This is a genomic window from Pseudomonas mosselii (assembly GCF_019823065.1).
GTDB lineage: Bacteria > Pseudomonadota > Gammaproteobacteria > Pseudomonadales > Pseudomonadaceae > Aquipseudomonas > Aquipseudomonas mosselii.
On the sequence record NZ_CP081966.1, the window covers coordinates 316,373 to 341,497 of the forward strand.

Here is a 25,125-nt window from a genome sequence, read left to right on the forward strand (position 1 = left end):
GCTCAAACGAGCCCTCCAGCGCTTGATCCCCGAAGGACGGCACATGGTGATCGGCGTGCCGTTCATCTGGCTGTTCCTGTTCTTCATGCTGCCGTTCTTCATCGTATTGAAGATCAGCTTTGCCGAAGCTGACGTGGCGATTCCGCCGTACACCGAGATCTATACCTATCTGGAAGGCAAGGTCCAGCTGGTGCTGAACCTGGCCAACTACGGCCTGCTGACCGAGGATGAACTGTACATCGCGGCCTACCTCGGCTCGTTGAAAGTGGCCTTCTTCAGCACCTTGCTGTGCCTGCTGATCGGCTACCCGATGGCCTATGCCATCTCCAAGGCGAACAAGGAATCGCAGACGGTCTTGCTGCTGCTGATCATGATGCCGACCTGGACCGCGATCCTGATCCGCGTCTATGCCTGGATGGGCATCCTCAGCAACAACGGGCTGCTCAACAGCTTCCTGTTGTGGCTGGGCCTGATCGACCAGCCGCTGCAGATTCTCAACACCAACCTGGCGGTATATATCGGCGTGGTCTATTCGTACCTGCCGTTCATGATCCTGCCGTTGTACGCCAACCTGGTAAAGCATGACCAGAGCCTGCTCGAAGCCGCATCGGACCTGGGTTCGAGCACCTTCAACAGCTTCTGGAAAATCACCGTGCCGCTGTCGAAGAACGGCATCATCGCTGGCTGCATGCTGGTGTTCATCCCTGTGGTCGGTGAGTTCGTCATCCCGGAACTGCTGGGCGGTCCGGAAACCCTGATGATCGGTAAAGTGCTGTGGCAGGAGTTCTTCAACAACCGCGACTGGCCGGTGGCATCCGCCCTGGCGGTGGTGATGCTGGCGATCCTGATCGTGCCGATCCTGCTGTTCAACCGTAGCCAGGCCAAAGAGATGGAGGGCCGCGCATGAAACGCTTCAGTTTCTCCAAGCTGATGCTGGTGCTCGGCTTGCTGTTCATCTACCTGCCGATGCTGATCCTGGTGATCTACTCGTTCAACGCCTCGAAACTGGTGACGGTGTGGGGCGGCTGGTCGGTGAAGTGGTACGTCGGCCTGCTCGACAACACCCAGCTGATGGGTTCGGTGATGCGCTCGCTGGAGATCGCCTGCTACACGGCGGTCGCCGCCGTGGCGCTGGGCACCCTGGCGGCCTTCGTGCTGACCCGGGTCACCCGCTTCAAGGGCCGCACCCTGTTCGGTGGCCTGGTCACCGCGCCGCTGGTGATGCCCGAGGTGATCACCGGTCTGTCGCTGCTGCTGCTGTTCGTGGCCATGGCGCAGATGATCGGCTGGCCCCAGGAGCGGGGCATCGTCACCATCTGGATCGCCCACACCACGTTCTGCGCCGCCTATGTGGCGGTGGTGGTGTCGGCGCGCCTGCGCGAGCTGGACCTGTCCATCGAAGAGGCGGCCATGGACCTGGGCGCCAAGCCGTGGAAGGTGTTCTTCCTGATCACCATCCCGATGATCGCGCCGTCGCTGGCGGCGGGCGGCATGATGTCGTTCGCCCTGTCGCTGGATGACCTGGTGCTGGCCAGCTTCGTCTCCGGCCCGGGCTCGACCACCCTGCCGATGGAAGTGTTCTCGGCCGTGCGCCTGGGCGTGAAGCCGGAGATCAACGCCGTGGCCAGCCTGATCCTGCTGTCGGTGTCGCTGGTGACCTTCCTGGTCTGGTACTTCAGCCGCCAGGCCGAAGAGCGTCGCCGCCGGGCGATCCAGCAGGCCATCGAAGAGGGCGCCGCGGCGAACGTCTCGCAGCCGCAGGTGCGTCGTCCGGCCCAGGCCACCGCGCAGGCCTGAGCCAACGCATCGCGGGGCAAGTCGCATCGGCGCACCGATGCGACTTGCCCCGCGATCGTTTCAGCCCTGGTCCGGCCAGTTCCAGGCCGGTTCATCCAGCATGCCTTGTCCGACGATACCGGTCTGCCCCAAGTTTTTCTCCAGGTGGATCGAATTGCAGTCGGCATCCTCCTCCAGCGCCGCCACCAGCCGGGGCGCGTGCGATACCACCCATACCTGACATTGCTGGGCCGCGCGGCGGATCAGGCGTGCCAGTGCCGGCAGCAGGTCCGGGTGCAGGCTGGTCTCCGGCTCGTTGAGCACCATCATGCTCGGCGGACGCGGCGTGAGCAGGGCCGCCACCAGCAACAGGTAGCGCAGGGTCCCGTCGGACAGCTCCGCGGCGCTCAGCGGCCGCAGCAGTCCGGCCTGGTGCAAGCGCAGGCCGAACAGACCGCCGGGCTGGGCATCGACCGCGAGCCGGGCGCCGGGAAAGGCGTCGCCCACGGCGTCCTGCAGGGCTTGCAGGTCGCCGATCTCGTCGATGGTCTGCAGGGCGGCGGCGAGGTCACGGCCGTCGTGATGCAGCACCGGCGTGCGCGTGCCCAGCCGTGATTGCCGGGCAGGGGCCTCGGCATCGGTACGGAAATGGTCATAGAAGCGCCAGCTGCGGATCTGCTCGCGCAGATGCGGCACCTCGGGGGAGCCCTGGAGGCTGCCGACCTGGTCGAACAGGCTGTCGAACTCGGTCATGTGCTGGTGCAGCACCTGCCATTGGCGCCCATCGCGGGCCTTGACCATCCCTGCATTGCGCTGCACCAGCAGGCTGGCGGGGCGGCACAGGGGGCCTGCCCAGATCGTCTCCTGCTTGATCTGCGGGTCCAGGGCGAACTTTGACCGGCTGGGTTCGGGCAGGCCGAGGCTGATCGCGTAGCCGAAGTCTTCGCCAGCGAAGCCCATCTTCAGGCGCCTGGCCTGCTGGCGTGGCCCGCCTTGCACCGGCAGCTCGCCGTTGAGCATGCGCCGGGAGAGTTTCTCGGGACCGGCCCAGAAGGTCGACTCCAGCCCGCCCTCGGCTGCCAGCGCGTTGACCACGCCGCCGCGGGCGGTCTCGGCCAGCAGGCGCAAGGCTTTGTACAGGTTGGACTTGCCGCTGCCGTTGGCACCGGTGATCACGTTGAGCTGCCCGAGCGGCATCACCAGCTGGTTGATCGAGCGGTAGTTGGCAATGGCCAGGGTGGTCAGCATCAGCATTGTCCTTGAGCGTCTGGCCCACAGTATCGCCGATAGCGCTGTGCTTTGTTGAACCGACATCGGTGTCGTTTGTCCATCCCTGATCTACGCTTTCAAACGCATCCCTCACTCCCTTTGTCGAAGCAAGGAGCCTGCATGACGGTAACGCGTCCGCTGATGGTCGTTTGCCTGGGGCTGCTGTTCATGCTGACGGGCTGTGGTAAAGAGGAGGCCGCGCCGGTGTTGCCCCGGGTCGCGGTGCAACAGGTGCAGCCCACCGACTTCGCCGCCCGGGTCACCTTGACCGGAGACGTGCAGGCGCGGGTGCAGACCGACCTGTCGTTCCGCGTGGGCGGCAAGATCATCGCCCGCGGCGTCGATGTCGGCGACCACGTCAAGGCCAACCAGGTGCTGGCGCGCCTGGATCCGAAGGACCTGCAGAACAACGTCGACTCGGCCAAGGCCGAGGTGTTCGCCGAGCAGGCGCGGGTTACCCAGGCCAGCGCCGCGTTCGTGCGTCAGCAGAAGCTCCTGCCCAAGGGCTACACCAGCCAGAGCGAGTACGACTCCGCCGAAGCCGCGCTGCGCAGCAGCCAGAGCGCGCTCAAGGCCGCCCAGGCGCAGTTGGCCAACGCCAACGAACAGTTGAACTACACGGCGCTGGTGTCCGAAGCCGACGGGGTGATCACCGCGCGCCAGGCCGAAGTCGGCCAGGTGGTGCAGGCGACCATGCCGATCTTCAGCCTGGCGGTCGATGGCGACCGTGACGCGGTGTTCAATGTCTACGAATCGTTGCTGGTGAAGTCCCCCAGCGACGAGGGCGTTGTCGTCAGCCTCTTGGACAACCCGGCGATCAAGGCCGAGGGCCGGGTCCGCGAGATCACCCCGACGGTGTCCGCAGAGAGCGGCACGGTGCAGGTCAAGGTCGCGCTGCGCAACGTGCCGGCGGGCATGCAACTGGGGTCGCCGGTCACGGCCACTGGCAACACCCAGGGGCGGCCCAGCATCGAGCTGCCGTGGTCGGCCCTGACCAAGGCGCTGAAGGAGCCGGCGGTGTGGGTGGTGGGCGAGGGCGACAAGGTCGAATTGCGCAAGGTCCAGGTCGCGCGCTACCTCACCGGCAAGGTGGTGATCGCCGACGGTATCAAGGGCGGCGAGACCGTGGTGGTAGGCGGTGGGCAGCTGCTGCATCCGGGCATGCAGGTCGAGAAGGTCAGCGCCAAGGACGGAGGGGCCGCGCCATGAAACGTCAGTTGCTGATACTGTCGGCCAGCCTGATGCTGGGCGCCTGCGGTGGCGATGAGGCGCCGCCTGAGGCGATCCGTCCGGTGCTCTCGACACTGGTCGAGCCGCAGGTACAGTCGCAGCTGGGCCGCTTTGCCGGCGCCATCCAGGCCCGCTATGAAAGCACTTTGGGTTTTCGGGTGTCCGGACGCATCGCCCGGCGCTGGCTGGATGTCGGCGCCCGGGTAAGCCCAGGCGACACCCTGGCGACCCTCGATCCGACCGACCAGCAAAACCAGCTGCGCGCCGCCGAAGGCGACCTGGCCAAGGTCCAGGCGCAATGGATCAACGCCCAGGCCAATGCCCGCCGCCAGCAGCAGCTGTACGACCGTGGCGTCGGCGCCCAGGCCCAGCTGGATATCGCCCAGACCGACCTGAAAACCACCGGCGCCGCGCTGGAGCAGGCACGCTCGGCGGTCAGCCAGGCCCGCGACCAGCTCGGCTACAGCACCCTGCGCAGTGATCATGCGGCGGTGGTCACCGCCTGGCAGGCCGAGGCGGGGCAGACCGTCAGCGCCGGTCAGGCGGTCGTCACCCTGGCCCGCCCGGACGTCAAGGAGGCGGTGATCGACCTGCCGATTCCGCTCGCCGAACAGCTGGACAAGGACCTCACCTTTACCGTCGCTTCGCAGCTCGACCCAGGCATCAACACCACCGCCACGCTGCGCGAGCTCGAGCCACAGGCTGACGCCACCACCCGTACCCGTCGCGCCCGATTGACCCTGACCAGCACGCCCGATGCCTTTCACCTGGGCACCGCGGTCAGCGTCACCCTGACCTCGGCGGTGAGCCCGCGCAGCGAGCTGCCGTTGACCGCGCTGCTCGAGCGGGACGGCAAGACCCAGGTGTGGGTGGTCGATCCGCAGCAGAAAACCGTGGCTACCCGCGATGTCGCGTTGATCGAACGTACCGCCGACAGCATCGTCCTTGCCTCCGGGGTGCAGCCCGGCGAGCGCGTGGTGACCGCTGGCGTGAACAGCCTCAAGCCCGGCCAGAAGGTCACCTTCGACGAGGACGCGCAATGAAAGGAAGCTTCAACCTCTCGGAATGGGCGCTGAAGCACCAGTCCTTCGTCTGGTACCTGATGTTCGTTGGCCTGCTGATGGGGATCTTCTCCTACTTCAATCTCGGCCGTGAGGAAGATCCATCCTTCACCATCAAGACCATGGTCATCCAGACCCGCTGGCCCGGCGCCACCCAGGACGAGACCCTCTACCAGGTCACCGACCGCATCGAGAAGAAGCTCGAGGAACTGGACTCCCTCGACTACGTGAAAAGCTACACCCGTCCAGGGGAATCCACCGTCTACGTCTACCTGCGTGACACCACCAAGGCCAAGGACATTCCCCAGATCTGGTACCAGGTGCGCAAGAAGATCCAGGACATCCGCGGGCAGTTCCCCGCAGGCATCCAGGGCCCGGGCTTCAATGACGAGTTCGGCGACGTGTTCGGCTCGATCTACGCGTTTACCGCCGACGGCCTCACGCTGCGGCAACTGCGCGATTATGTGGAAGTGGCGCGGGCCGAAGTGCGCGAGGTGCCCAACATCGGCAAGGTCGAGCTGATCGGGACCCAGGACGAAGTGCTCTACCTGAACTTCTCCACCCGCAAGCTGGCCGCGCTTGGCATCGACCAGCGCCAGGCCATGCAGGCCCTGCAGCAGCAGAACGCGGTGACCCCGGCCGGGGTGATCGAGGCCGGGCCCGAGCGCATCTCGGTGCGCACCACCGGGCAGTTCGCCTCGGAGAAGGACCTGCAGACGGTGAACCTGCGTATCAACGATCGCTTCTTCCGCCTGGCCGACATCGCCGATATCGAGCGCGGCTATGTCGACCCGCCGTCGCCGATGTTCCGTTTCAATGGCCAGACGGCCATTGGCCTGGCGATCGGCATGAAGGCCGGCGCGAACATCGAGGTGTTCGGCGCCGCCCTGAAAGCGCGGATGGACAGCATCGTCCGCGACCTGCCGGTGGGGGTTGGCGTGCACAACGTGTCTGACCAGGCAGTGGTGGTCAAGCAGGCGGTCGGCGGCTTCACCAGCGCGCTGTTCGAAGCCGTGGTGATCGTGCTGGCGGTGAGCTTCGTCAGCCTGGGCATTCGCGCGGGGCTGGTGGTGGCCTGCTCGATTCCGCTGGTGCTGGCGATGGTGTTCGTGTTCATGGAGTACAGCGACATCACCATGCAGCGGATCTCGCTCGGTGCGCTGATTATCGCTTTGGGGTTGTTGGTGGACGACGCGATGATCACTGTCGAGGTGATGGTCACGCGCCTGGAGATGGGCGAGACCAAGGAGCAGGCGGCCACCTTCGCCTATACCTCCACGGCGTTCCCCATGCTCACCGGCACCCTGGTGACGGTGGCCGGCTTCGTGCCTATCGGCCTCAACGCCAGTTCCGCGGGCGAGTACACCTACACCCTGTTCGCGGTGATTGCCGTGGCCTTGCTGGTGTCCTGGGTGGTGGCGGTATTTTTTGCGCCGGTACTGGGCGTGCACATTCTCAGCAGCAGCAAGCTCAAGCCCCATGAGGCCGAGCCCGGGCGTGTCGGCCGGGCGTTCGAAGGCGGGCTGCTGTGGTGCATGCGCCACCGCTGGCTGACCATCATCGGCACGGTGCTGCTATTCGCCCTGTCGATCTTCAGCATGCGTTTCGTGCAGAACCAGTTCTTCCCGTCGTCGGACCGGCCGGAGATCCTGGTCGACCTGAACCTGCCGCAGAATGCCTCGATCGAGGAAACGCGCAAAGTCGTCGACCGCCTGGAGGCGCGGATCAAGGACGACCCGGACCTGGTGCACTGGAGCACCTACATCGGCCAGGGCGCGATCCGTTTCTACCTGCCCCTCGACCAGCAGTTGCAGAACCCGTACTACGCCCAGCTGGTGATCGTCAGCAAGGGTTTCGAGGAGCGCGAGGGCATGATGCAGCGCCTGCAGAAGCTGCTGCGTGAGGAGTTCGTCGGCATCGGTACCAACGTTCAGTCGCTGGAGATGGGGCCCCCGGTGGGCCGGCCGATCCAGTACCGGGTCAGCGGCAAGGATATCGACCAGGTGCGCAAGCACGCCATCGAACTGGCGACCCTGCTCGACAGCAACGAACACATCGGCGAGATGATCTACGACTGGAACGAGCCCGGTAAGGTGCTGCGCATCGAGATCGCTCAGGACAAGGCGCGCCAGCTGGGCCTGTCGTCCGAGGATGTGGCCAATGTGATGAACAGCATCGTCAGCGGCGTGCCGGTCACCCAGATCAACGACAACATCTACCTGGTCAATGTGGTGGCCCGCGCCGAAGACAGCGAACGCGGCTCGCCGGATACCTTGCAGAACCTGCAGATCGTCACGCCCAGCGGCGCCTCGATTCCTCTGTTGGCCTTCGCCACGGTGCGCTATGAGCAGGAGCAACCGCTGGTATGGCGTCGCGACCGCAAGCCGACCATCACCATCAAGGCCTCGGTGGTCGGTGATATCCAGCCCACCGACCTGGTAGCCGAACTCAAGCCCAGTATCGAAGGCTTTGCCAGCCAGCTGCCGGTGGGTTATGAGGTGGCCACCGGCGGTACGGTGGAGGAGAGCAGCAAGGCCCAGGGACCGATCGCCGACGTTATCCCGCTGATGCTGTTCCTGATGGCGACCTTCCTGATGATCCAGCTGCACAGCGTGCAGAAGCTGTTCCTGGTGGTCAGCGTCGCGCCCCTGGGGCTGATCGGCGTGGTGCTGGCGCTGGTGCCCACGGGTACGCCGATGGGCTTCGTGGCGATCCTCGGGATCCTCGCGCTGGCAGGGATCATCATTCGCAACTCGGTGATCCTGGTGACCCAGATCGACGAATTCGAAGAGCAGGGCTATACGCCGTGGGATGCGGTGGTGGAGGCGACCAACCACCGCCGCCGGCCGATCCTGCTGACGGCGGCGGCGGCGAGCCTGGGCATGATCCCGATCGCCCGGGAAGTGTTCTGGGGGCCGATGGCCTACGCCATGATCGGCGGCATCATCAGTGCAACGCTGCTGACGCTGCTGTTCCTGCCGGCGCTGTATGTGGCCTGGTACAAGATTCGCGAGCCCGAGGACAAAACCCCGCGACCGCATTGACCCCTGTAGGAGCGGCCTTGTGTCGCGATGGGCCGCATGACGGCCCCAGGATCTGGGCATCTTGCAGAATTGTCGGGGCTGCTGCGCAGCCCATCGCGACACAAGGCCGCTCCTACAGGTCATCCTTTTAAAGTTGGTTATATAAACATTCTTAAACAGTATTTTTAAGAATATCCGCGCCTCACTAGTATTGCCCTCAAGCCAGGCGCAATCCCCTTCAAAACCTCTGCCCGGCACCCTTACTCACAGGAGAACGAGCATGAGTGCATCCCTGCGCAGCATCGACGGTCAGGACGAAGCCACCATTCTGCGTGAAATCCAGAGCGCGCTGCGCGACCTGCGCTTCGGCGCGGTGGAGATCACCGTGCACAACGCCCAGGTGGTGCAGATCGAACGCAAGGAGAAGTTCCGCCTGCAGCAGCCCGGCAACAAGTCCGGCTGACACCGCATCACTTCAAAAACTAGAAAAATGCCAATCGGGAGCTTCACCATGTCCATCCGCCGTTATGCGCTTGCCGCCCTGGCCAGTGTCGTTTTTGCCGGTTCCGCGATCGCCAAGGACTACGAACTGCTGAACGTGTCCTATGACCCGACCCGCGAGCTGTACCAGCAGTACAACGCCGAGTTCATCAAGCACTGGCAAGCCGCCCACCCGGGCGACAAGGTGAAGATCCAGCAGTCCCACGGTGGTTCGGGCAAGCAAGGGCGTGCGGTGATCGACGGCTTGCGCGCCGACGTGGTAACCCTGGCCCTGGCCGGTGACATCGACGAGATCGCCAAGCTCGGCAAGACCCTGCCGGAGGACTGGCAGAAGCGCCTGCCGGACGCCAGCACGCCGTACACCTCGACCATCGTGTTCCTGGTGCGCAAGGGCAATCCGAAAGGCATCAAGGACTGGGGCGACCTGATCAAGAAGGATGTCTCGGTCATCACCCCCAACCCGAAAACCTCCGGCGGCGCCCGCTGGAATTTCCTCGCCGCCTGGGCCTACGGCCTGAAGACCGGCGGCAGCGAAAACAAGGCCAAGGCTTACGTGCAGGAGCTGTTCAAGCACGTGCCGGTGCTCGATACCGGCGCCCGTGGCTCGACCATCACCTTCGTCAACAACGGCCAGGGCGATGTGCTGCTGGCCTGGGAAAACGAGGCCTTCCTGGCGTTGAAGGAAGACGGCGGCGCCGACAAGTTCGAGATCGTCGTGCCTTCGCTGTCGATCCTGGCCGAGCCACCGGTGGCGGTGGTCGACAAGAACGCCGAGAAGAAGGGCAACGAGAAGATCGCCGAGGAGTACCTCAAGCACCTGTACAGCCCGGCTGGCCAGAAGATCGCCGCAGAGAACTTCTACCGTCCGCGTGACGCCAAGGTCGCCGCCGAATTCGGCCAGCAGTTCCCGAAACTGGACCTGGTGACCATCGACAAGGACTTCGGTGGCTGGAAGACTGCGCAGCCGAAGTTCTTCAATGATGGTGGGGTGTTCGACCAGATCTATCAGGCACAGTAAGCGGTATGGAGAAGCGGGGCCGCTGTGCGGCCCTTTCGCGACACAAGGCCGCTCCTACAAGAATCCGCGATCCCCTGTAGGAGCGGCCTTGTGTCGCGAAAGGGCTGCGCAGCAGCCCCAGGATTCAGAAGCCTGCACCGGCCCGGGAGCGCTCCCGGGCTTCGTGCGTTCAACCAGGGACCTTTATGTCACGTCGCATTTCCCCCGTCATACCCGGCTTCGGGCTGACGCTGGGCTACACCTTGGTGTACCTCAGTCTGATCGTGCTGATACCGCTGGCCGCCATGTTCGTGCATGCCGCGCAGCTCACTTGGGAGCAGTTCTGGAACATCATCAGCGCACCACGGGTGCTGGCCGCGCTGAAGCTGAGTTTCGGCACCGCCCTGTTCGCCGCCATCATCAACGGCGTGATCGGCACCCTGCTGGCCTGGGTGCTGGTGCGCTACACCTTCCCCGGACGCAAGGTCATCGACGCGATGATCGACCTGCCGTTCGCCCTGCCCACCGCCGTTGCCGGTATCGCCCTGACCGCCCTGTACGCCCCGGCGGGCTGGGTCGGCCAGTTCGCCACCGACCTCGGTTTCAAGATCGCCTACACGCCGCTTGGCATCACCCTGGCGCTGACCTTCGTCACCCTGCCGTTCGTGGTGCGCACGGTGCAGCCGGTGCTGGCCGACATTCCGCGTGAAGTGGAAGAAGCCGCCGCCTGCCTGGGCGCGAAACCGCTGCAGGTGTTCCGCCACGTGCTGGCGCCCGCCTTGCTGCCGGCCTGGCTGACCGGCTTCGCCCTGGCCTTCGCCCGGGGCGTGGGTGAGTACGGCTCGGTGATCTTCATCGCCGGCAACATGCCGATGAAGACCGAGATCCTGCCGCTGCTGATCATGGTCAAGCTCGACCAGTACGACTACACCGGCGCCACCGCCATCGGCGTGCTGATGCTGGTGGTTTCCTTCATCCTGCTGCTGCTGATCAACCTGCTGCAGCGGCGCATCGAAACCCCTTGAAGGAGGCCGGCAATGTCTAGTCAAACCCTCGGCGCAACCGCCGCCGCCCGGCGTGGCAGCGCCACTTCGCGCCGCGTGCTGATCACCCTGGCCTGGATCGTCTTCGCGCTGTTCCTGGCGCTGCCGCTGGTGATCGTGGTGTCGCAGGCGCTGAAGAACGGCTTCGGCACGTTCTTCGACGCGATCTTCGAGCCCGACGCGCTGTCCGCGCTCAAGCTGACCCTGCTGGCGGTGGCCATCTCGGTGCCGTTGAACCTGGTGTTCGGTGTGTCTGCTGCCTGGTGCGTGAGCAAGTACACGTTCCGCGGCAAGAGCGTGCTGGTCACCCTGATCGACCTGCCGTTCTCGGTATCGCCGGTGATCGCCGGCCTGGTCTATGTGCTGATGTTCGGTGCGCAGGGCCTGTTCGGGCCGTGGCTGCAGGACCACGATATCCAGATCGTCTTCGCCCTGCCGGGCATCGTCCTGGCGACCATCTTCGTCACCGTGCCGTTCGTCGCCCGTGAACTGATTCCGCTGATGCAGGAGCAGGGCACCCAGGAAGAGGAGGCCGCGCGCCTGCTGGGCGCCAACGGCTGGCAGATGTTCTGGCACGTCACGCTGCCGAACATCAAATGGGGCCTGATCTACGGCGTGGTGCTGTGCACCGCCCGGGCCATGGGCGAGTTCGGCGCGGTGTCCGTCGTGTCGGGCCATATCCGTGGCGTCACCAACACCTTGCCGCTGCACGTGGAGATCCTCTACAACGAGTACAACCATGTCGCGGCCTTCAGCGTGGCCAGCCTGCTGCTGATCCTGGCGCTCTTCATCCTGCTGCTCAAGCAGTGGAGCGAGAACCGTATTAACCGCCTGCGCCACAGCGCCGCGGAGGAATGATTCATGTCGATCGAAGTTCGTAACGTCAGCAAGCGCTTCAACAGCTTCCAGGCCCTGGACAACATCAACCTGGATATCCACAGCGGCGAGCTGGTGGCCCTGCTCGGCCCGTCCGGCTGCGGCAAGACCACCCTGCTGCGCATCATCGCCGGCCTCGAGACCCCGGATGACGGCAGCATCGTGTTCCATGGCGAGGACGTGTCCGGCCATGACGTGCGTGATCGCAACGTCGGTTTCGTGTTCCAGCACTACGCACTGTTCCGCCACATGAGCGTGTTCGACAACGTCGCCTTCGGCCTGCGCATGAAGCCCAAGGGCGAGCGCCCGAGCGAGAGCAAGATTGCCGAGAAGGTCCATGAGTTGCTGAACATGGTCCAGCTCGACTGGTTGTCCGATCGCTACCCCGAGCAGCTGTCCGGTGGCCAGCGCCAGCGTATCGCCCTGGCCCGTGCCCTGGCGGTGGAGCCCAAGGTATTGCTGCTCGACGAGCCGTTCGGGGCGCTGGATGCCAAGGTGCGCAAGGAGCTGCGCCGCTGGCTGGCGCGCCTGCACGAGGACATCAACCTGACCTCGGTGTTCGTCACCCACGACCAGGAAGAGGCCATGGAAGTCGCTGACCGTATCGTGGTGATGAACAAGGGCGTGATCGAGCAGATCGGCTCCCCGGGTGAGGTGTACGAGAAGCCGGCCAACGACTTCGTCTACCACTTCCTTGGCGACTCCAACCGTCTGGCATTGAGCGAGGGCCATCATGTGCTGTTCCGGCCGCACGAAGTGTCGCTGTCTCGGCATGAGACCGAGGGGCACCATGCCGCCGAGGTGCGCGATATCCGGCCGCTGGGGGCAACCACGCGAGTGACGCTGAAGGTGGAAGGGCAGAGCGAGCTGATCGAAGCCGAGGTGGTCAAGGATCACGACAGCCTGGCCGGGCTGGCGCGGGGGGAAACGTTGTTCTTCCGGCCGAAGGTGTGGCAGAAGGTGACGGATATCTGAGCTGGCGCTTGCGATGAAAAACCCGGGCATGGTCCCGGGTTTTTTATTGCCTGAGCGTGATCGAGGGCGAAGCCCTCGCAGCGAACCGATGCCTTGAACGAATATTTTGAATGCCGATAAAGCATCGTTCGCGAGCTGTTTTGCTGCAGGCCAAGAACGACGCGGGCTGTGGGCAATCCATCAAAATAAATATTCCATAAATATCTAACTTTACTTTTAAACATTACTTTATGAACTAAGCATCTGGCACTGATGATTCAGCCACACACCTGAATCAACACCCCAGGAGCCTCAAGCAATGGGTAATGTCCAGACCTTCGCCCGGGCCTACGACCAGCCTTGGCGCCCCGCGCCAGGGGAGCTCGTCGAGCTTGGCCGCACCCTGCGCTTGCCGCTCGCGCAACTGCGCCTGCAACGCACGCCGGTCAGCGGCTTGAAGCGTCGCGACAAGCTGGCGTTGGGCCTGCTGGTGCTGGTGCTGCATGGCGCGGTGGCGTACTGGGTCAGCCACCAGCCGACCCCCGAGCTGCCGGTCATCCCGCCGAAGATTCCGCCCATGACCATCGAGTTCGCCGCGCCAGCGCCACCGGTGGCCGAGCCGCCGCCGCCGGCCCCTGTGGTCCAGCCGCCGCCACCGCCACCGGTGGTCGACGAACTGGCCGCCAAGCCCGTGCCCAAGCCGGTCCCCAAACCCAAGCCGGTGCCCAAGCCCGTGGCCAAGCCGCAGCCCAAGCCAGTCGAGGCGCCACCGCCGACACCGGTCGCCGCGCCAGCACCCCCGGCGCCGGCCCCTGCTCCACCCGCGCCGGCTCCGGTGACCCCTGCCTCGGCCAACGCCGCGTACCTGAAGAACCCGGCGCCGGAGTATCCGCAGATGGCCCAGCGCCGTGGCTGGGAAGGCACGGTGCTGCTGCGCGTGGAGGTGCTGCCCAGTGGCAAGCCGGGGCAGATCCAGATCCAGAAGAGCAGTGGCCGCGACGCCTTGGACGCCGCCGCGCTGGCCGCGGTGAAGCGCTGGAGCTTCGTCCCGGCCAAGCAGGGCGACGTGACCCAGGTGGGCTGGGTCAGCGTACCGATCGATTTCAAGCTTCGTTAACTTGCGACCGCATACAGGAAGGACTTCATCATGAGCTTGTTGGCATCTCCCCTCGAATCCGTTGAAAGCGCGGTCATCTGGCTGCTGGTCGGCTTCTCCGTCGCCACCTGGGCGCTGGCCCTGGTCAAGGTCGTGCAGTTCGTGCGCCTGAAAAACCAGGACAAACGCTTCCACCAGCAGTTCTGGGCCGCGTCCAGCCTCGACTCCGCCGCCGAGCCCGCCCACGACCTGCCAGGTCCGGCCGCCCGTGTCGCCCAGGCGGGCTTTGCAGCGATCGCGGTTGGCGAGCCTGGCCAGGCCAGTGACCTCAGCCAGGCGATCAACCACCAGGATCGCCTGGAGCGCGCCCTGCGCCAGCAGATCGTCCGCGAGCGCCGTTCGCTGGAGACCGGCCTGGCGGTGGTCGCCAGTATCGGCAGCACCTCGCCGTTCATCGGCCTGTTCGGCACCGTGTGGGGCATCATGGAAGCCCTCAAGGGCATCAGCGCGGCGGGCTCGGCGAGCCTGGAAACCGTGGCCGGCCCGATCGGCGCGGCGCTGGTCGCCACCGGCGTGGGTATCGCCGTCGCGGTGCCGGCGGTGCTGGTCTACAACTACTTCCTCCGTCGCCTGAAGCTGACCGCGGCCGACCTCGACGACTTCGCCCACGACTTCTACAGCCTGGCGCAGAAGAGTGCCTTCCGCGTGCTGGTGCACCCCGCGGTGCAGCGCCAGCACACCGGCTTCACCCAACCTGTGAAGGAGGCCTCCTGACATGGCCTTCTCGACCCAGGACAGCGATGAAGTGTTGAGTGAAATCAACGTCACTCCGCTGGTGGACGTCATGCTGGTGCTGCTGGTGGTGTTCATCGTCACCGCGCCGTTGCTGACCAATGCCATCCCGATCAACCTGCCCAAGACCGAGGCCGTCGCCCCGGTGGAGCAGAAGGACCCGCTGGTGGTGAGCATCGACGGCAGCGGCAAGCTGTTCATCAACAAGGACGAGATCCAGCCGGACTTGCTGGAGACCAACCTAAAGGCTGCCAAGGACAAGGACGCCGAGCTGCGTGTGCAGTTGCAGGCCGACGATGGTGTGAACTACGGCGAGGTCGCCCGCGCGATGGCGGCGATCGAGCGTGCCGGGATCAGCAAGCTGGCGGTGATCACCGCGCGCTGACCGACGATACCCTCTTCAGGCAAGTGCTTCGGGGCCATTTTCCTTGGCAGGGGATGGCCCTTTTTTTATTGGAGACGCGGATTTGAAGCCTTTCGCGATCCCTGTAGGCGCAGGGCTTAACACTGTGCAAGACAGTTGCTTTAAAAGAATTTTGGTTATTAATAAATAGCTTCTTATTCCTTTACGAACATAGCCCCCTCCCTATACTTGCACCCAAGCACGCAAACTTCCGGAGGCGTCCCCATGCGCAATGAGTCGATTCGTTACCTGATTGTGCCGGGCTGGCAAGGATCGCCAGACAACCATTGGCAAAGTCACTGGCAGCGCAGCCTGCCCAACAGCGCCCGGGTCGAGCAGCACGACTGGCTGACCCCGCAGCGGCGCGATTGGGTGCAGGCCCTGGAGCAGGCGATTGCCGCCGAACGCTCGCCGGTGATTCTCATCGCCCACAGCCTGGGCTGCATCACGGTCGCCCATTGGGCAGCCCAGGCCAGCCCCGAGCTGCTGTGCCGAGTACGTGGCGCACTGCTGGTGGCGCCGGCGGATGTCGAGCGGCCGACCTGCGCGCCGGCCCTGCGCAATTTCGCGCCGATTCCACTGCAGGCCCTGCCGTTCCCCAGCCAGGTGGTCAGCTCCGACAACGACCCGGCGGTGAGTGTGCCGCGCGCGTTGTACTTGGCCCAGGCCTGGAGTGCCGAGGCTGGGCTGCTGGCTGATGCCGGGCACATCAACGTCAAGTCCGGCCATGAACGCTGGGAACAGGGCTTCGCCTACCTCTACCGCCTGCAGGCCCGTGTCGATCAGCGCGCGCTGCGCCGCGCCTGATCCGCCGGTTTTTTCGAACGAGTCGAATCCCCGGTCGCGTGCGACCGGGGCGGGAGTATTCCATGACGTTTCACACTGCTTTCGGTCAGCCGTTGCTGACCTTCCCCGAATTGGACAAGAGCCCGTTGAGCATTCGCGCCAAGGCGCTGGTGTTCGTCGATCCTCGCTCCCAGGCGTTGCGCCAGGCCCTGGAGCGGCTGGCGCCACAACCCTTGCCCGTGCTGATCCGTGGCGAGACCGGCACCGGCAAGGAATTGCTGGCCCGGCAGATCCACCGCGCCAGTGACCGCAGCGGGTTGTTCGTGTCGGTCAACTGCGCGGCCATCAGCCCGACCTACGCCGATGCCGAGCTGTTCGGCTACAGTGCCGCGACCCAGGGCGGCACCGCCAGCAGTCGAGCCGGCTGGTTCGGCTCGGCCAATGGCGGAACGCTGTACCTGGACGAGATTGCCGACCTGCCCCTGGAGATCCAGGGCAAGCTGCTGGCGGCCCTGGAGAACCGCGAGGTAACCCGGGTCGGCGCCACCCAGCCGCAGGCGGTCGATGTGCGGCTGGTGGCCGCTTCCAGCATCGACCTGGCCCAGGCCGTGCGCGCCGGGCGCTTCAACGAACGGCTTTACCATTACCTGCATGAGGGTGAACTCGAGCTGCCGGCATTGCGTGATCGGGTCGGCGATATCCTGCCGCTGGCCGAGTACTTCGTCGGTATCTACAGCGTGCGCCTGGATCGGCCGTTGCCCCTGATCAGCGAGGCAGCCCAGCAGGCGCTGGAGGCCCATGCCTGGCCGGGCAATACCCGTGAGCTGGAGAACGTCATCCACTTTGCCCTGCTGGTCAGCGACGGCGAGGAAATCCTCCCGGCGCACCTCGACCTTCCGGATACCGCACCCTTGGCCAGTCTGGCCCGTCAGCTCGCGCAACTGGGTGCCAGTCGGGAGCCGCAAACCGTGGCCGAACTGCGCGGGTTGCTGAACAACGCCTTGGCGCAATTGAGCGAAGCCGCGCCGTAGAGCAGTGCGTGGCCGCTCATAAGCAAAGGCGGTGATGGCGATTTGTTTTTGGAATAAGCAACTAATCAAAAGATATTGTTACGGAATAAAAAATCTCGGTATTGTCCGTTTCACGCCCACCCAAACGGGTGGGCACCCGACTCGCCATCTGCGATGGCCCAGCTTTAGAACAAGGATCACCATGAAAAAGACCCTGCTGACCACCGCCCTGGCCGCCGCTCTTTCGTTTGCTGGCCTGGCCAATGCCGCCGAGAAACTGGTGGTCGCCGCCACGCCTGTGCCGCATGCCGAAATCCTCGAACTGATCAAGCCGACCCTGGCCAAAGAGGGCGTGGACCTGGAAATCAAGGTCTTCACCGACTACGTCCAGCCCAACGTGCAGGTCGACCAGAAGCGCCTGGACGCCAACTACTTCCAGACCCTGCCGTACCTGAAGAACTTCAACGAAGGCAAGGGCACCCACCTGGAAACCGTGATCGGCGTGCACGTCGAGCCGTTCGGTGGCTATTCGAAGAAGGTCAAGAGCCTGAGTGAGCTGAAGGACGGCGCCACCGTCGCCATTCCCAACGAAGGCAGCAACAGCGGCCGCGCCCTGCTGCTGCTGCAGAAAGCTGGCCTGATCACCCTGAAGGATCCGAAGAACGCCCTGGCCACGCCGAAAGACATCGCCGAGAACCCGAAGAAGCTGAAGTTCAAGGAGCTCGAGTCGGCCATGCTGCCGCGTGTGCTCGACCAGGTCGACCTGGACATGATCAACACCAACTACGCGCTGGAAGCCGGCCTGAACCCGGCCAAGGATGCGCTGGTGATCGAAGGCAGCGACTCGCCTTACGTTAACTTCCTGGTCGCCCGTCCGGACAACAAGGACAGCGAGGCCATCCAGAAGCTGGCCAAGGCGCTGACCAGCCCGGAAGTAAAGGCGTTCATCGAGAAGAAATACAGCGGTGCCGTACTGCCGGCGTTCTGATACGCGACCTGGTACGAAAAACGCCGACGCATTTTGCGTCGGCGTTTTTGTTTGGGCTGGCTTGGAGAGGGGCCAGCTCGCCGTGGCGTTTCAGCGCTGACTGGCCAGCGCCCGGCGCAGGGCCAGGAGCCACAGCAATTGTTCATTCGAAGCAGGCAAGCAGGGGCTGTTCATCGTTGTCTTCCTTGTTGAATGTGATGGGCCGTGCAAGTCACAGTTTGAAACCCCTTGGAGGGGAAAATGCTCGGAAAGATCCGTGTGGGATGAAGGAAATTTCTGAGCGCCATGGGGCGGTGATATAGATATGCAATAAAGGTATTTATAAAAATATTTTTATACCTTTAGAGTCTAGGGATCGTGCTTACCGGCACAGCGCCACCATTCGTGAAACGACGCCGAGCCACCCTCGTGCCGACCCTGGACCTGCCCCATGCCGTACCTTCGTGACCCCGTGTCGAGGCCCTTTCCATGAGCTTCGACACCGCTTTCATGCTTAGCACACTGCCGGCCTTCTTCAAGGCCGTTGGCGTGACCCTGCAAGTCGGGGCGATCGCCATCGTCACCTCGATGCTGGTGGCGCTGCTCAACGCGACGCTCCTGGTGTTGCGCACGCCGTACCTGTGGCGCCTGGTCAAGGGCTACGTGGAACTGGCCCGCAACACACCGCTGCTGATCCAGCTGTTCTTCGTCTACTTCGCCTTGCCGAGCCTGGGGCTGAAGGTGTCCGGCTTCGCCGCCGCGATCATCACCCTGACGTTCATGGGCGGCGCCTATCTCACCGAGGTGCTGCGCGCCGGGGTAGAAGCCGTGCCGCGGGCGCAACTGGAGTCCGGGCGCTCCATCGGGCTCTCCGAGGGCCAGCTGCTGCGCCATGTGATCCTGCCCGAGGCTGGCATCCTCAGCCTGCCGGCACTGTTCGCCAACTTCGTGTTCCTGCTCAAGGAGACCACCGTGGTGTCGGCGGTGGCGGTGCCGGAGATCCTCTACACCACCAAGAACTACATCGCCCTGTACTACAAGACCTACGAAATGCTCGCCGTGCTGACCCTGCTCTGCGTGCTGATCTTCCTGCCGCTGTCGCTGCTGATGCGCTACCTGGAACGGAGGCTGCAACATGGCCAGTTCGGGCATTGAGCTGCTGCTGGTTTCGCTGCCGCAACTGGCCACGGGCGCCGGGCAGACCCTGGCGATCTCGGCCCTGGGCATTCTGTTCGCCACCCTCGGCGGTGTGCTCTACGGCGTGCTGGCGACCCTCGGCAAGCGCTGGCTGAACATCCTGCTGCAGGTGTACCTGGAACTGTTCAGGGCGATTCCAGTGCTGGTCTGGCTGTACCTGGTGTTCTTCGGCTTGCCGATCTTCTTCGGCCTGAGCATTCCCAGTTTCTGGTGCGCGGTGCTGGTGCTGGGCCTGTGGGGCGCCAGCGAGGTCGGCGAGGTGGTGCGCGGCGCCTTGCAGTCGCTGCCACGCGGGCAGCGCGAGGCGGGGTTGTCGATCGGCCTGAGCGGCTGGCAGCTGTATGGCTACGTGCTGCTGCCCCAGGCGCTCAAGCGCATGACCCCGCCGATCATCAACCTCTACACGCGGATCATCAAGACCAGCTCGCTGGCGGTGCTGATCGGCGTGGTCGAAGTGATCAAGGCGGGGCAGCAGATCATCGAACGCACCTACGAGTCGGTGCTGATCTACGGCGCGCTGTTCCTGTTCTTCTTTCTTGTCTGCTACCCGCTGTCGGCCGCCTCCCGCGTGCTGGAGCGGCGCTGGGCCCATGCATGAATCCATTGATCGAATTCCAAGGCTTCAACAAGTTCTTCGGCGAGCACCAGGTGCTCGCGGACATCGACCTCAAGGTCCCGGCCGGCGAGGTGGTGGTGATCCTTGGCCCCAGCGGCTGCGGCAAGAGCACCCTGCTGCGTTGCCTCAACGGGCTGGAGGAGGCCCAGGGCGGCAGCCTGCGGCTAGACGGCCAAGAGCTGCTCGGCCCCGACACCGACTGGCGCCAGGTACGCCAGCGGGTCGGCATGGTGTTCCAGAGCTACCACCTGTTCGGTCACATGAGCGTGCTCGACAACCTGCTGCTGGGCCCGCTGAAGGTGCAGAAGCGCGAACGCCGCGAGGCCCAGGCCCAGGCCGAGGCGCTGCTGGCCCGGGTCGGGCTGCTGGACAAGCGCGACGCCTTCCCCCGCCAGCTCTCCGGTGGCCAGCAGCAACGCATCGCCATCGTCCGTTCGCTGTGCATGAACCCCCAGGTGATGCTGTTCGACGAGGTCACCGCCGCCCTCGACCCGGAGATGGTCAAGGAGGTGCTGCAGGTGATCCAGGGCCTGGCCCGCGAAGGCATGACCCTGCTCATCGTCACCCACGAAATGGCCTTCGCTCGCGCGGTGGCCGACCGCATCGTGTTCATGGAGGCCGGCAGGATCCTTGAACAGAACCACCCCGAGCGCTTCTTCACCCAACCGCAGACCGCACGCGCGCAGCAGTTCCTGGAGAAATTCTCGTTCGTCGAAAGCCTGCCCAAGACACTGCACAAGGAACTGTCATGAAGACTGCCCCGTTCGCCAAACTGCTCGCTCCACTGCTTGGCCTGGCCCTGCTGGCCGGCTGCAACAAGTCCGAAGACCCGGCCAAGCCTGCTGCTGCCTCGCCGGCCTCCAGCTACCTGGAAACCATCAAGGCCCGCGACAAGCTGATCGTCGGCGTGTTCACCGACAAGCCACCGTTCGGCTTCGTCGATGAAAGCGGCCGATACGTGGGCTTCGACACCGACATCGGCCGTCGCTTCGCCAAGGACCTGCTGGGCGATGAAAGCAAGGTCGAGTTCGTCGCCGTCGAGCCTGCCAGCCGCATTCCGTTCCTGCAGAGCGACAAGGTCGACCTGATCCTCGCCAACATGACCGTCACCCCCGAGCGCAAGGAAGCGGTGGACTTCACCAACCCCAACCTGCGCGTGGCGGTGCAGGCCATCGTCGCCGATGGCAGCCCGGTGCAGAAACTCGACGACCTGGCCGACAAGACCATCATCGTCACCACCGGCACCACCGCCGATATCTGGCTGACCAAGAATCACCCGGACTGGAAGCTGCTGAAGTTCGAGAAGAACACCGAGTCGCTGGCTGCCCTGGCCAATGGCCGTGGCGATGCCTATGCCCAGGACAACCTGATCCTGTTCAGCTGGGCCAAGCAGAACCCGGGCTATCGCGTGCTGCCGCAGTTGCTGGGCGACGAGGCGCCGATTGCGCCGGCGGTGAAGAAGGGCAACACCGAGTTGCGTGACTGGGTGAACAGCGAGCTGGCCAAGCTGGGCGAGGAGAAGTTCCTGCTCAAGCTGTACGACCAGTACGTGCGCAAGGAACTGAGCGATGACACCAAGCCTGAGAGCGTGATCGTCGAGGGCGGCAAGTGGCAGGGTTGATTACCTGAACGGGGCCGCACAGCGGCCCCCTCCGGTCTCAGCGATTTCGCGGCAACCAGTTCAACAGGAAATCATTCACCACCTGCGGATTCTCCAGGCTGGAGATATGCCCGGCGAATGGAATCTGTGCCGCCAAGCATCCAATCAGCTGCGCCATCTCCGCTGACTCTGTCGGTGGCCTTGGAATGTCCTGGTCGCCACAGAGCACGATGGTTCGCTCTCCTGGCAGCTCACCCAGTCGCGCCAGCAGGTCTGGCCGGCCGAAGATCACCCGGCCCATCGGATCGAGGCTGTCCCGGATGGTTTCGGCGCTGCTTGCCTTGAGGTCCGCACGGAAGCATTCGCGCACCTCGGGCACCGTCTGGCCACCGGCATGGAAGAAGATCGGCACCACAACGTCCAGCAACGGGTCTATGAAGGCTCCCGCTTTGCTTGCCGCATCCAGCAAACCGAAATACTTCAGCCGCGTCGGCTCGGGCTCGGCGCCCAGGTAGGTGTCCATCAGCACCAGGCGGTCGACGCGTTCAGGGTGGTCAACGGCCAGCTGCGCGCCCCACATGCCGCCAACCGACAGCCCGACCAAGTGGCACTTCTGGATATCCAGGGCATCGAGCAATGCCAGGTGCTGTCGAGCCAGGGCAGCCATGTCGACGGTACTGGCGGGCGGAGCGGCGGAATCGCCGTGCCCCCACAGCTCAGGCACGATGACCCGGAAGTGCCGTGACAGGGCGTCGATCTGCGGTTGCCACATGGCGGACGACCACAGGTAGCTGTGTCCCAGCAGCACTGGGAAGCCCTGGCCCTGGTCGACATAGCTCATGCGTGCTCCGTCTATCTCGATGAAGCGTTTGTGCATTGCGTGACCTCATGGATTGCGAGAGGGCCGCTGTGTGGCCCCGGTTTCTATCTGGGCACCAGCCGCAACGTGCTCTGCGCCGGAATCACTCCCATCCGCGCCTTGTGATAGCGCCCCTCGATATAGTCCTCGGCCTGATCGCCGTAATGCCGGTCGAACGGCACGCCACTCTGCCCGACGGGGTTGATGGTCAGCGCGGCGCCTGCGTCGGCGAAGTCGATCAACCGGCGGGTTGAAGGACCATAGGTCACCGGCCAGGGCGCCGGGCCGATCTTCGCCGACAGGTTGTTCGGCACCTCGTGGGTGCCGGGCGCGGCGAACGGGCCGACATTGAACAGCAGGTTGAGCGGCTTCTTCACCCCCAGTGGATGGTTGTGGGTGAGGGTGTGGGCCTTGCCCCATTGCCAGCTGGCCGGATCCTTGCCGAATGTCTCGCGCAGGTGCTTGAGGCTGCGTTGCCAGGCCAGGCGCACGATGGCGCCACGGTCGGTGCGTTCGCTGGCGCCGCGCAGGTTCCACCAGGGCGATGCCGGGTCCGCGGCCAGGCGGGGCAGGGCGGCGTCGATGGCGCGGGTGCTGATCAGCACCGGGAACCAGGTGTCGCCCAGCTCGTCGTGCAGGGCGGCGAACGCCAGTTCGTAGAGGAACTGGTTGAACAGCGTGGCACTGATGGAGTCCAGCGGATAGTCGCCGCGCCAGGCGGCCAGTTGCTCGACCAGCTCCTTCTCCTCGTCGCCCTGGGCGATATTGCGCAAGGTGCCGAGCAGCGGCGCCAGGGTGCGCGGGCCGTAGTCGGTGCTGGTGTCCAGTTGCAGGGCCTGGCTGTTCTGGGTGTCCCACTTGATGTCCGGGTCGCTCAACTGGCGATCGAGCTGACGACCGCGATCGGCCAGGTTGTAGTAGCCGGGCACGGGGATTGCGCCGGGCGGCTGGTAGTTGGCCGAGACGATGTAGCCGCTCGCCGGGTTCTCCTGCTGCGGATTGGCGCTGAACGGGTAGAAGCCCGGCTTGGCGGCCTGCCCGCTGGCACCATCGAGAATGAACGCCGGGTTGACGCCGTCCGGGCGGATCGGCAGGCGCGCCGCCGCCCACCAGCCGATATCGCCCTGGGCATTGGCCCATACCAGGTTCAGCCCCGGCGCCTGGACCTTGGCGGCCGCCTCGCGCATCTTGCCCAGGGTGTCGGCGCGGTTGATCTGGTAGAAGCCCTCGAGTATCGGGTTCTCTGTTTCCAGGAACGCCCACCACATGGCGATGGGCGTCGGGCCTGCGGTATCGCCGAGCACGCTGTTGACGATCGGGCCATGGGGCGAGCGGCGCAGGGTGATGCTGGCAGGTTCCGCGCCCTTGACCGCGATCTTCTGTTCGATCTTTTCCAGTGGCTGCCAGCGGCCATCGACCATCACCTGCTCGGGGTCCTGTGGGTTGGTCCGCTCCGCGATCAGGTCAACGTCGTCGTTCTGGAACATGGTCAGGCTCCAGCCGAAGTCGCGGTTGTGGCCGAGCAGGGCGAACGGGTTGAGCGCCTGGAAGTAGCCATACAGGTTGAACCCCGGCGCCGACAGCTCCGCCTCGTACCAGATTGCCGGCACGGCGAAGCTGATGTGCGGGTCGCCCGCCAGCAGCGGCCGGCCACTGCGGGTGCGGCGGCCAGCCACGGCCCAGGCGTTGCTGCCTTCGAACTGCGGGATGCCGGCATCGCCCAGGGCATCGTGACTCAGCCGCGCCAGCTGCTCCAGGCTGCGCCAGTCGGCGGCGGCCAGAGGGGTGGCCACGGCGCCGTCGGGCTGCCAGTCGAGGTCGAAAATCTTCAGGTATTCGGGGCCGAGCTGGTCGCGGATGTAGGTCAGCGCGGGGTCGGTACGGAATGCCGCGGCGAAGCTGTAGGCGAGGTAACCGGCGATGCTCAGGGTGTCCTCGGCGGTGAAGGGGCGTGGCGGGATGCCGAGCAGGTCGAACTCCATGGGTTTGGGATGGCCGGCCTGCCACTGGTTGATGCCGTCCAGGTAAGCCTGCAGCGCCTGCCAGGCCGGCGACTGGCGGTCCTGGCGCTGCGCCATCAAGGCCGCCTGGTCGCGGATGCGCAGGCTGCGGAACAGGGTGTCGGTGGGCAGCAGCTTGTCGCCCAGCACCTCGGCCAGCTCGCCACGGGCCAGGCGGCGCATGATCTCCATCTGGAACAGACGGTCCTGGGCGTGCACGTAGCCCAGGGCACGGTACAGGTCCTGCTCGTTCTGCGCCTGCAGGTGCGGCACGCCGCGGGCATCGAAGCGCACGCTGACCGGCCCCTGCAATCCGCCGACGGCTACTTCGCCGTCACGTTGCGGCTGCTTGCCGCGCACGTACCAGTAACCGGTGCCTGCGGCGGCCACTGCGATCACCACCGCCAGCAAGGTCAGGCTGCGCTTCATCGAGACTCCTTGTGCACTCGAACGAGAAAATATGGTCCGATCATCGGCGGATTCGCGAACTGAGCATAGTCCCCTGGAAGGAGTTTCCATGTCCCTCAGCGAAAAACAGAAAATGCTGGCAGGCCAGCTCTACCATGCCGGCTGTCCCGAGCTACAAGCCGAACAGGCGGCCAACCGCCACTGGATGCACCGCTACAACAACAGTGTCGATCAGCCCAACGAGGCGCGTCATGGCCTGTTGGAGGAGCATTTCGGCAGTGTGGGCAGCGGCGTGGTGATCCGCCCGCCATTCCATTGCGACTACGGCTACAACATCAGTGTGGGCACCAACACCTTCATGAACTTCAACTGCGTGATTCTCGACGTGCTTCCTGTGCGGATCGGTGCCGATTGCCAGATCGCCCCGGCGGTACAGATCTACACCGCCGACCACCCGCTGGACCCGGCGCTGCGCCGCAGTGGCCTGGAAAGCGGGCGCCCGGTGATCATTGGCGACAATGTCTGGATCGGCGGCGGGGCGATCATCCTGCCGGGGGTGACCATCGGCGACAACGTCGTGGTCGGTGCGGGCAGTGTGGTCACCCGGGATGTGCCGGCGGGCGCGGTGGTGGTGGGTAATCCAGCGCGGGTGCGTGGCTGA

At 64.7% G+C, this 25,125-nt stretch carries 24 protein-coding genes; 21 read left to right on the plus strand and 3 right to left on the minus strand.

Going from position 1 to position 25,125, the window contains the following annotated elements; genetic code table 11:
- The first annotated feature begins 25 nt into the window (after positions 1-25).
- Together K5H97_RS01445 and K5H97_RS01450 are read left to right on the plus strand one after the other, a co-directional pair.
- Complete coding sequence (locus K5H97_RS01445; RefSeq protein ID WP_175406148.1) at positions 26-907, plus strand: ABC transporter permease subunit; 882 nt, start codon at positions 26-28, stop codon at positions 905-907.
- On the plus strand, positions 904-1,797 hold the full coding sequence (locus K5H97_RS01450) for an ABC transporter permease subunit (protein WP_028688537.1): 894 nt from the start codon (positions 904-906) through the stop codon (positions 1,795-1,797). Before K5H97_RS01445 ends, K5H97_RS01450 begins: the two co-directional genes overlap by 4 nt.
- Before the next feature lie 60 nt (positions 1,798-1,857).
- On the opposite strand, the gene K5H97_RS01455 is transcribed toward K5H97_RS01450, so the two are convergent.
- Positions 1,858-3,024 (minus strand): AAA family ATPase, encoded by a 1,167-nt coding sequence (locus K5H97_RS01455; protein ID WP_028688536.1) that lies wholly within the window; start codon positions 3,022-3,024, stop codon positions 1,858-1,860.
- A gap of 141 nt (positions 3,025-3,165) precedes the next feature.
- On the opposite strand from K5H97_RS01455, the gene K5H97_RS01460 reads away from it, so the two are divergent.
- The 18 genes from K5H97_RS01460 (at position 3,166) to K5H97_RS01545 (ending at position 21,218) form a co-directional block, all read left to right on the plus strand.
- The gene (locus K5H97_RS01460) at positions 3,166-4,254 is read left to right on the plus strand and encodes an efflux RND transporter periplasmic adaptor subunit (RefSeq protein WP_028688535.1); all 1,089 of its coding nucleotides are present in this window, start codon (positions 3,166-3,168) and stop codon (positions 4,252-4,254) included.
- Positions 4,251-5,318, plus strand: coding sequence for an efflux RND transporter periplasmic adaptor subunit (locus K5H97_RS01465; RefSeq protein ID WP_028688534.1), 1,068 nt, complete (start codon positions 4,251-4,253; stop codon positions 5,316-5,318). The genes K5H97_RS01460 and K5H97_RS01465 overlap by 4 nt, the downstream gene beginning before the upstream one ends.
- The gene (locus tag K5H97_RS01470) at positions 5,315-8,380 is read left to right on the plus strand and encodes an efflux RND transporter permease subunit (protein ID WP_028688533.1); all 3,066 of its coding nucleotides are present in this window, start codon (positions 5,315-5,317) and stop codon (positions 8,378-8,380) included. Before K5H97_RS01465 ends, K5H97_RS01470 begins: the two co-directional genes overlap by 4 nt.
- A gap of 259 nt (positions 8,381-8,639) precedes the next feature.
- The gene (oscA, locus tag K5H97_RS01475; protein WP_016489716.1) at positions 8,640-8,822 is read left to right on the plus strand and encodes a sulfur starvation response protein OscA; all 183 of its coding nucleotides are present in this window, start codon (positions 8,640-8,642) and stop codon (positions 8,820-8,822) included.
- A gap of 48 nt (positions 8,823-8,870) precedes the next feature.
- Positions 8,871-9,878, plus strand: coding sequence for a sulfate ABC transporter substrate-binding protein (locus K5H97_RS01480; RefSeq protein WP_028688532.1), 1,008 nt, complete (start codon positions 8,871-8,873; stop codon positions 9,876-9,878).
- 185 nt (positions 9,879-10,063) lie between these two features.
- Entirely contained in the window at positions 10,064-10,882 is an 819-nt protein-coding gene (gene cysT, locus K5H97_RS01485; protein WP_028688531.1) for a sulfate ABC transporter permease subunit CysT, read from the plus strand.
- 12 nt (positions 10,883-10,894) lie between these two features.
- Positions 10,895-11,758, plus strand: a complete 864-nt coding sequence (gene cysW / locus K5H97_RS01490; protein ID WP_028688530.1) for a sulfate ABC transporter permease subunit CysW — start codon at positions 10,895-10,897, stop codon at positions 11,756-11,758.
- 3 nt (positions 11,759-11,761) lie between these two features.
- Positions 11,762-12,751 carry a sulfate/molybdate ABC transporter ATP-binding protein gene (locus K5H97_RS01495; protein WP_028688529.1) on the plus strand — a complete coding sequence of 330 codons (990 nt, stop codon included), beginning with the start codon at positions 11,762-11,764 and terminating at the stop codon, positions 12,749-12,751.
- Between the two features lie 298 nt (positions 12,752-13,049).
- Positions 13,050-13,847 carry an energy transducer TonB gene (locus K5H97_RS01500; protein ID WP_028688528.1) on the plus strand — a complete coding sequence of 266 codons (798 nt, stop codon included), beginning with the start codon at positions 13,050-13,052 and terminating at the stop codon, positions 13,845-13,847.
- 30 nt (positions 13,848-13,877) lie between these two features.
- Entirely contained in the window at positions 13,878-14,600 is a 723-nt protein-coding gene (locus K5H97_RS01505) for a MotA/TolQ/ExbB proton channel family protein (protein WP_028688527.1), read from the plus strand.
- A 1-nt stretch (position 14,601) separates the two neighbouring features.
- Positions 14,602-15,003: an ExbD/TolR family protein gene (locus K5H97_RS01510; RefSeq protein ID WP_028688526.1), complete on the plus strand. Its 402-nt coding sequence runs from the start codon at positions 14,602-14,604 to the stop codon at positions 15,001-15,003.
- Between the two features lie 243 nt (positions 15,004-15,246).
- A complete protein-coding gene (locus K5H97_RS01515; protein ID WP_028688525.1) occupies positions 15,247-15,828 on the plus strand; it encodes an alpha/beta hydrolase in 582 nt (193 codons plus the stop codon).
- Positions 15,829-15,890: 62 nt separating this feature from the next.
- Entirely contained in the window at positions 15,891-16,838 is a 948-nt protein-coding gene (locus tag K5H97_RS01520; RefSeq protein ID WP_028688524.1) for a sigma 54-interacting transcriptional regulator, read from the plus strand.
- Between the two features lie 181 nt (positions 16,839-17,019).
- Positions 17,020-17,805, plus strand: coding sequence for a MetQ/NlpA family ABC transporter substrate-binding protein (locus K5H97_RS01525; RefSeq protein WP_028688523.1), 786 nt, complete (start codon positions 17,020-17,022; stop codon positions 17,803-17,805).
- Between the two features lie 468 nt (positions 17,806-18,273).
- Complete coding sequence (locus K5H97_RS01530; protein ID WP_028688522.1) at positions 18,274-18,939, plus strand: amino acid ABC transporter permease; 666 nt, start codon at positions 18,274-18,276, stop codon at positions 18,937-18,939.
- Positions 18,920-19,579, plus strand: a complete 660-nt coding sequence (locus K5H97_RS01535) for an amino acid ABC transporter permease (protein WP_028688521.1) — start codon at positions 18,920-18,922, stop codon at positions 19,577-19,579. Before K5H97_RS01530 ends, K5H97_RS01535 begins: the two co-directional genes overlap by 20 nt.
- Entirely contained in the window at positions 19,576-20,349 is a 774-nt protein-coding gene (locus K5H97_RS01540; RefSeq protein WP_028688520.1) for an amino acid ABC transporter ATP-binding protein, read from the plus strand. The genes K5H97_RS01535 and K5H97_RS01540 overlap by 4 nt, the downstream gene beginning before the upstream one ends.
- Entirely contained in the window at positions 20,346-21,218 is an 873-nt protein-coding gene (locus tag K5H97_RS01545; RefSeq protein WP_028688519.1) for a transporter substrate-binding domain-containing protein, read from the plus strand. The genes K5H97_RS01540 and K5H97_RS01545 overlap by 4 nt, the downstream gene beginning before the upstream one ends.
- Positions 21,219-21,255: 37 nt before the next feature.
- On the opposite strand, the gene K5H97_RS01550 is transcribed toward K5H97_RS01545, so the two are convergent.
- Both K5H97_RS01550 and K5H97_RS01555 read right to left on the minus strand, forming a co-directional pair.
- Positions 21,256-22,074, minus strand: coding sequence for an alpha/beta fold hydrolase (locus K5H97_RS01550; protein ID WP_028688518.1), 819 nt, complete (start codon positions 22,072-22,074; stop codon positions 21,256-21,258).
- A 47-nt stretch (positions 22,075-22,121) separates the two neighbouring features.
- The gene (locus K5H97_RS01555) at positions 22,122-24,485 is read right to left on the minus strand and encodes a penicillin acylase family protein (RefSeq protein WP_028688517.1); all 2,364 of its coding nucleotides are present in this window, start codon (positions 24,483-24,485) and stop codon (positions 22,122-22,124) included.
- Between the two features lie 88 nt (positions 24,486-24,573).
- On the opposite strand from K5H97_RS01555, the gene K5H97_RS01560 reads away from it, so the two are divergent.
- The gene (locus K5H97_RS01560; protein WP_028688516.1) at positions 24,574-25,125 is read left to right on the plus strand and encodes a sugar O-acetyltransferase; all 552 of its coding nucleotides are present in this window, start codon (positions 24,574-24,576) and stop codon (positions 25,123-25,125) included.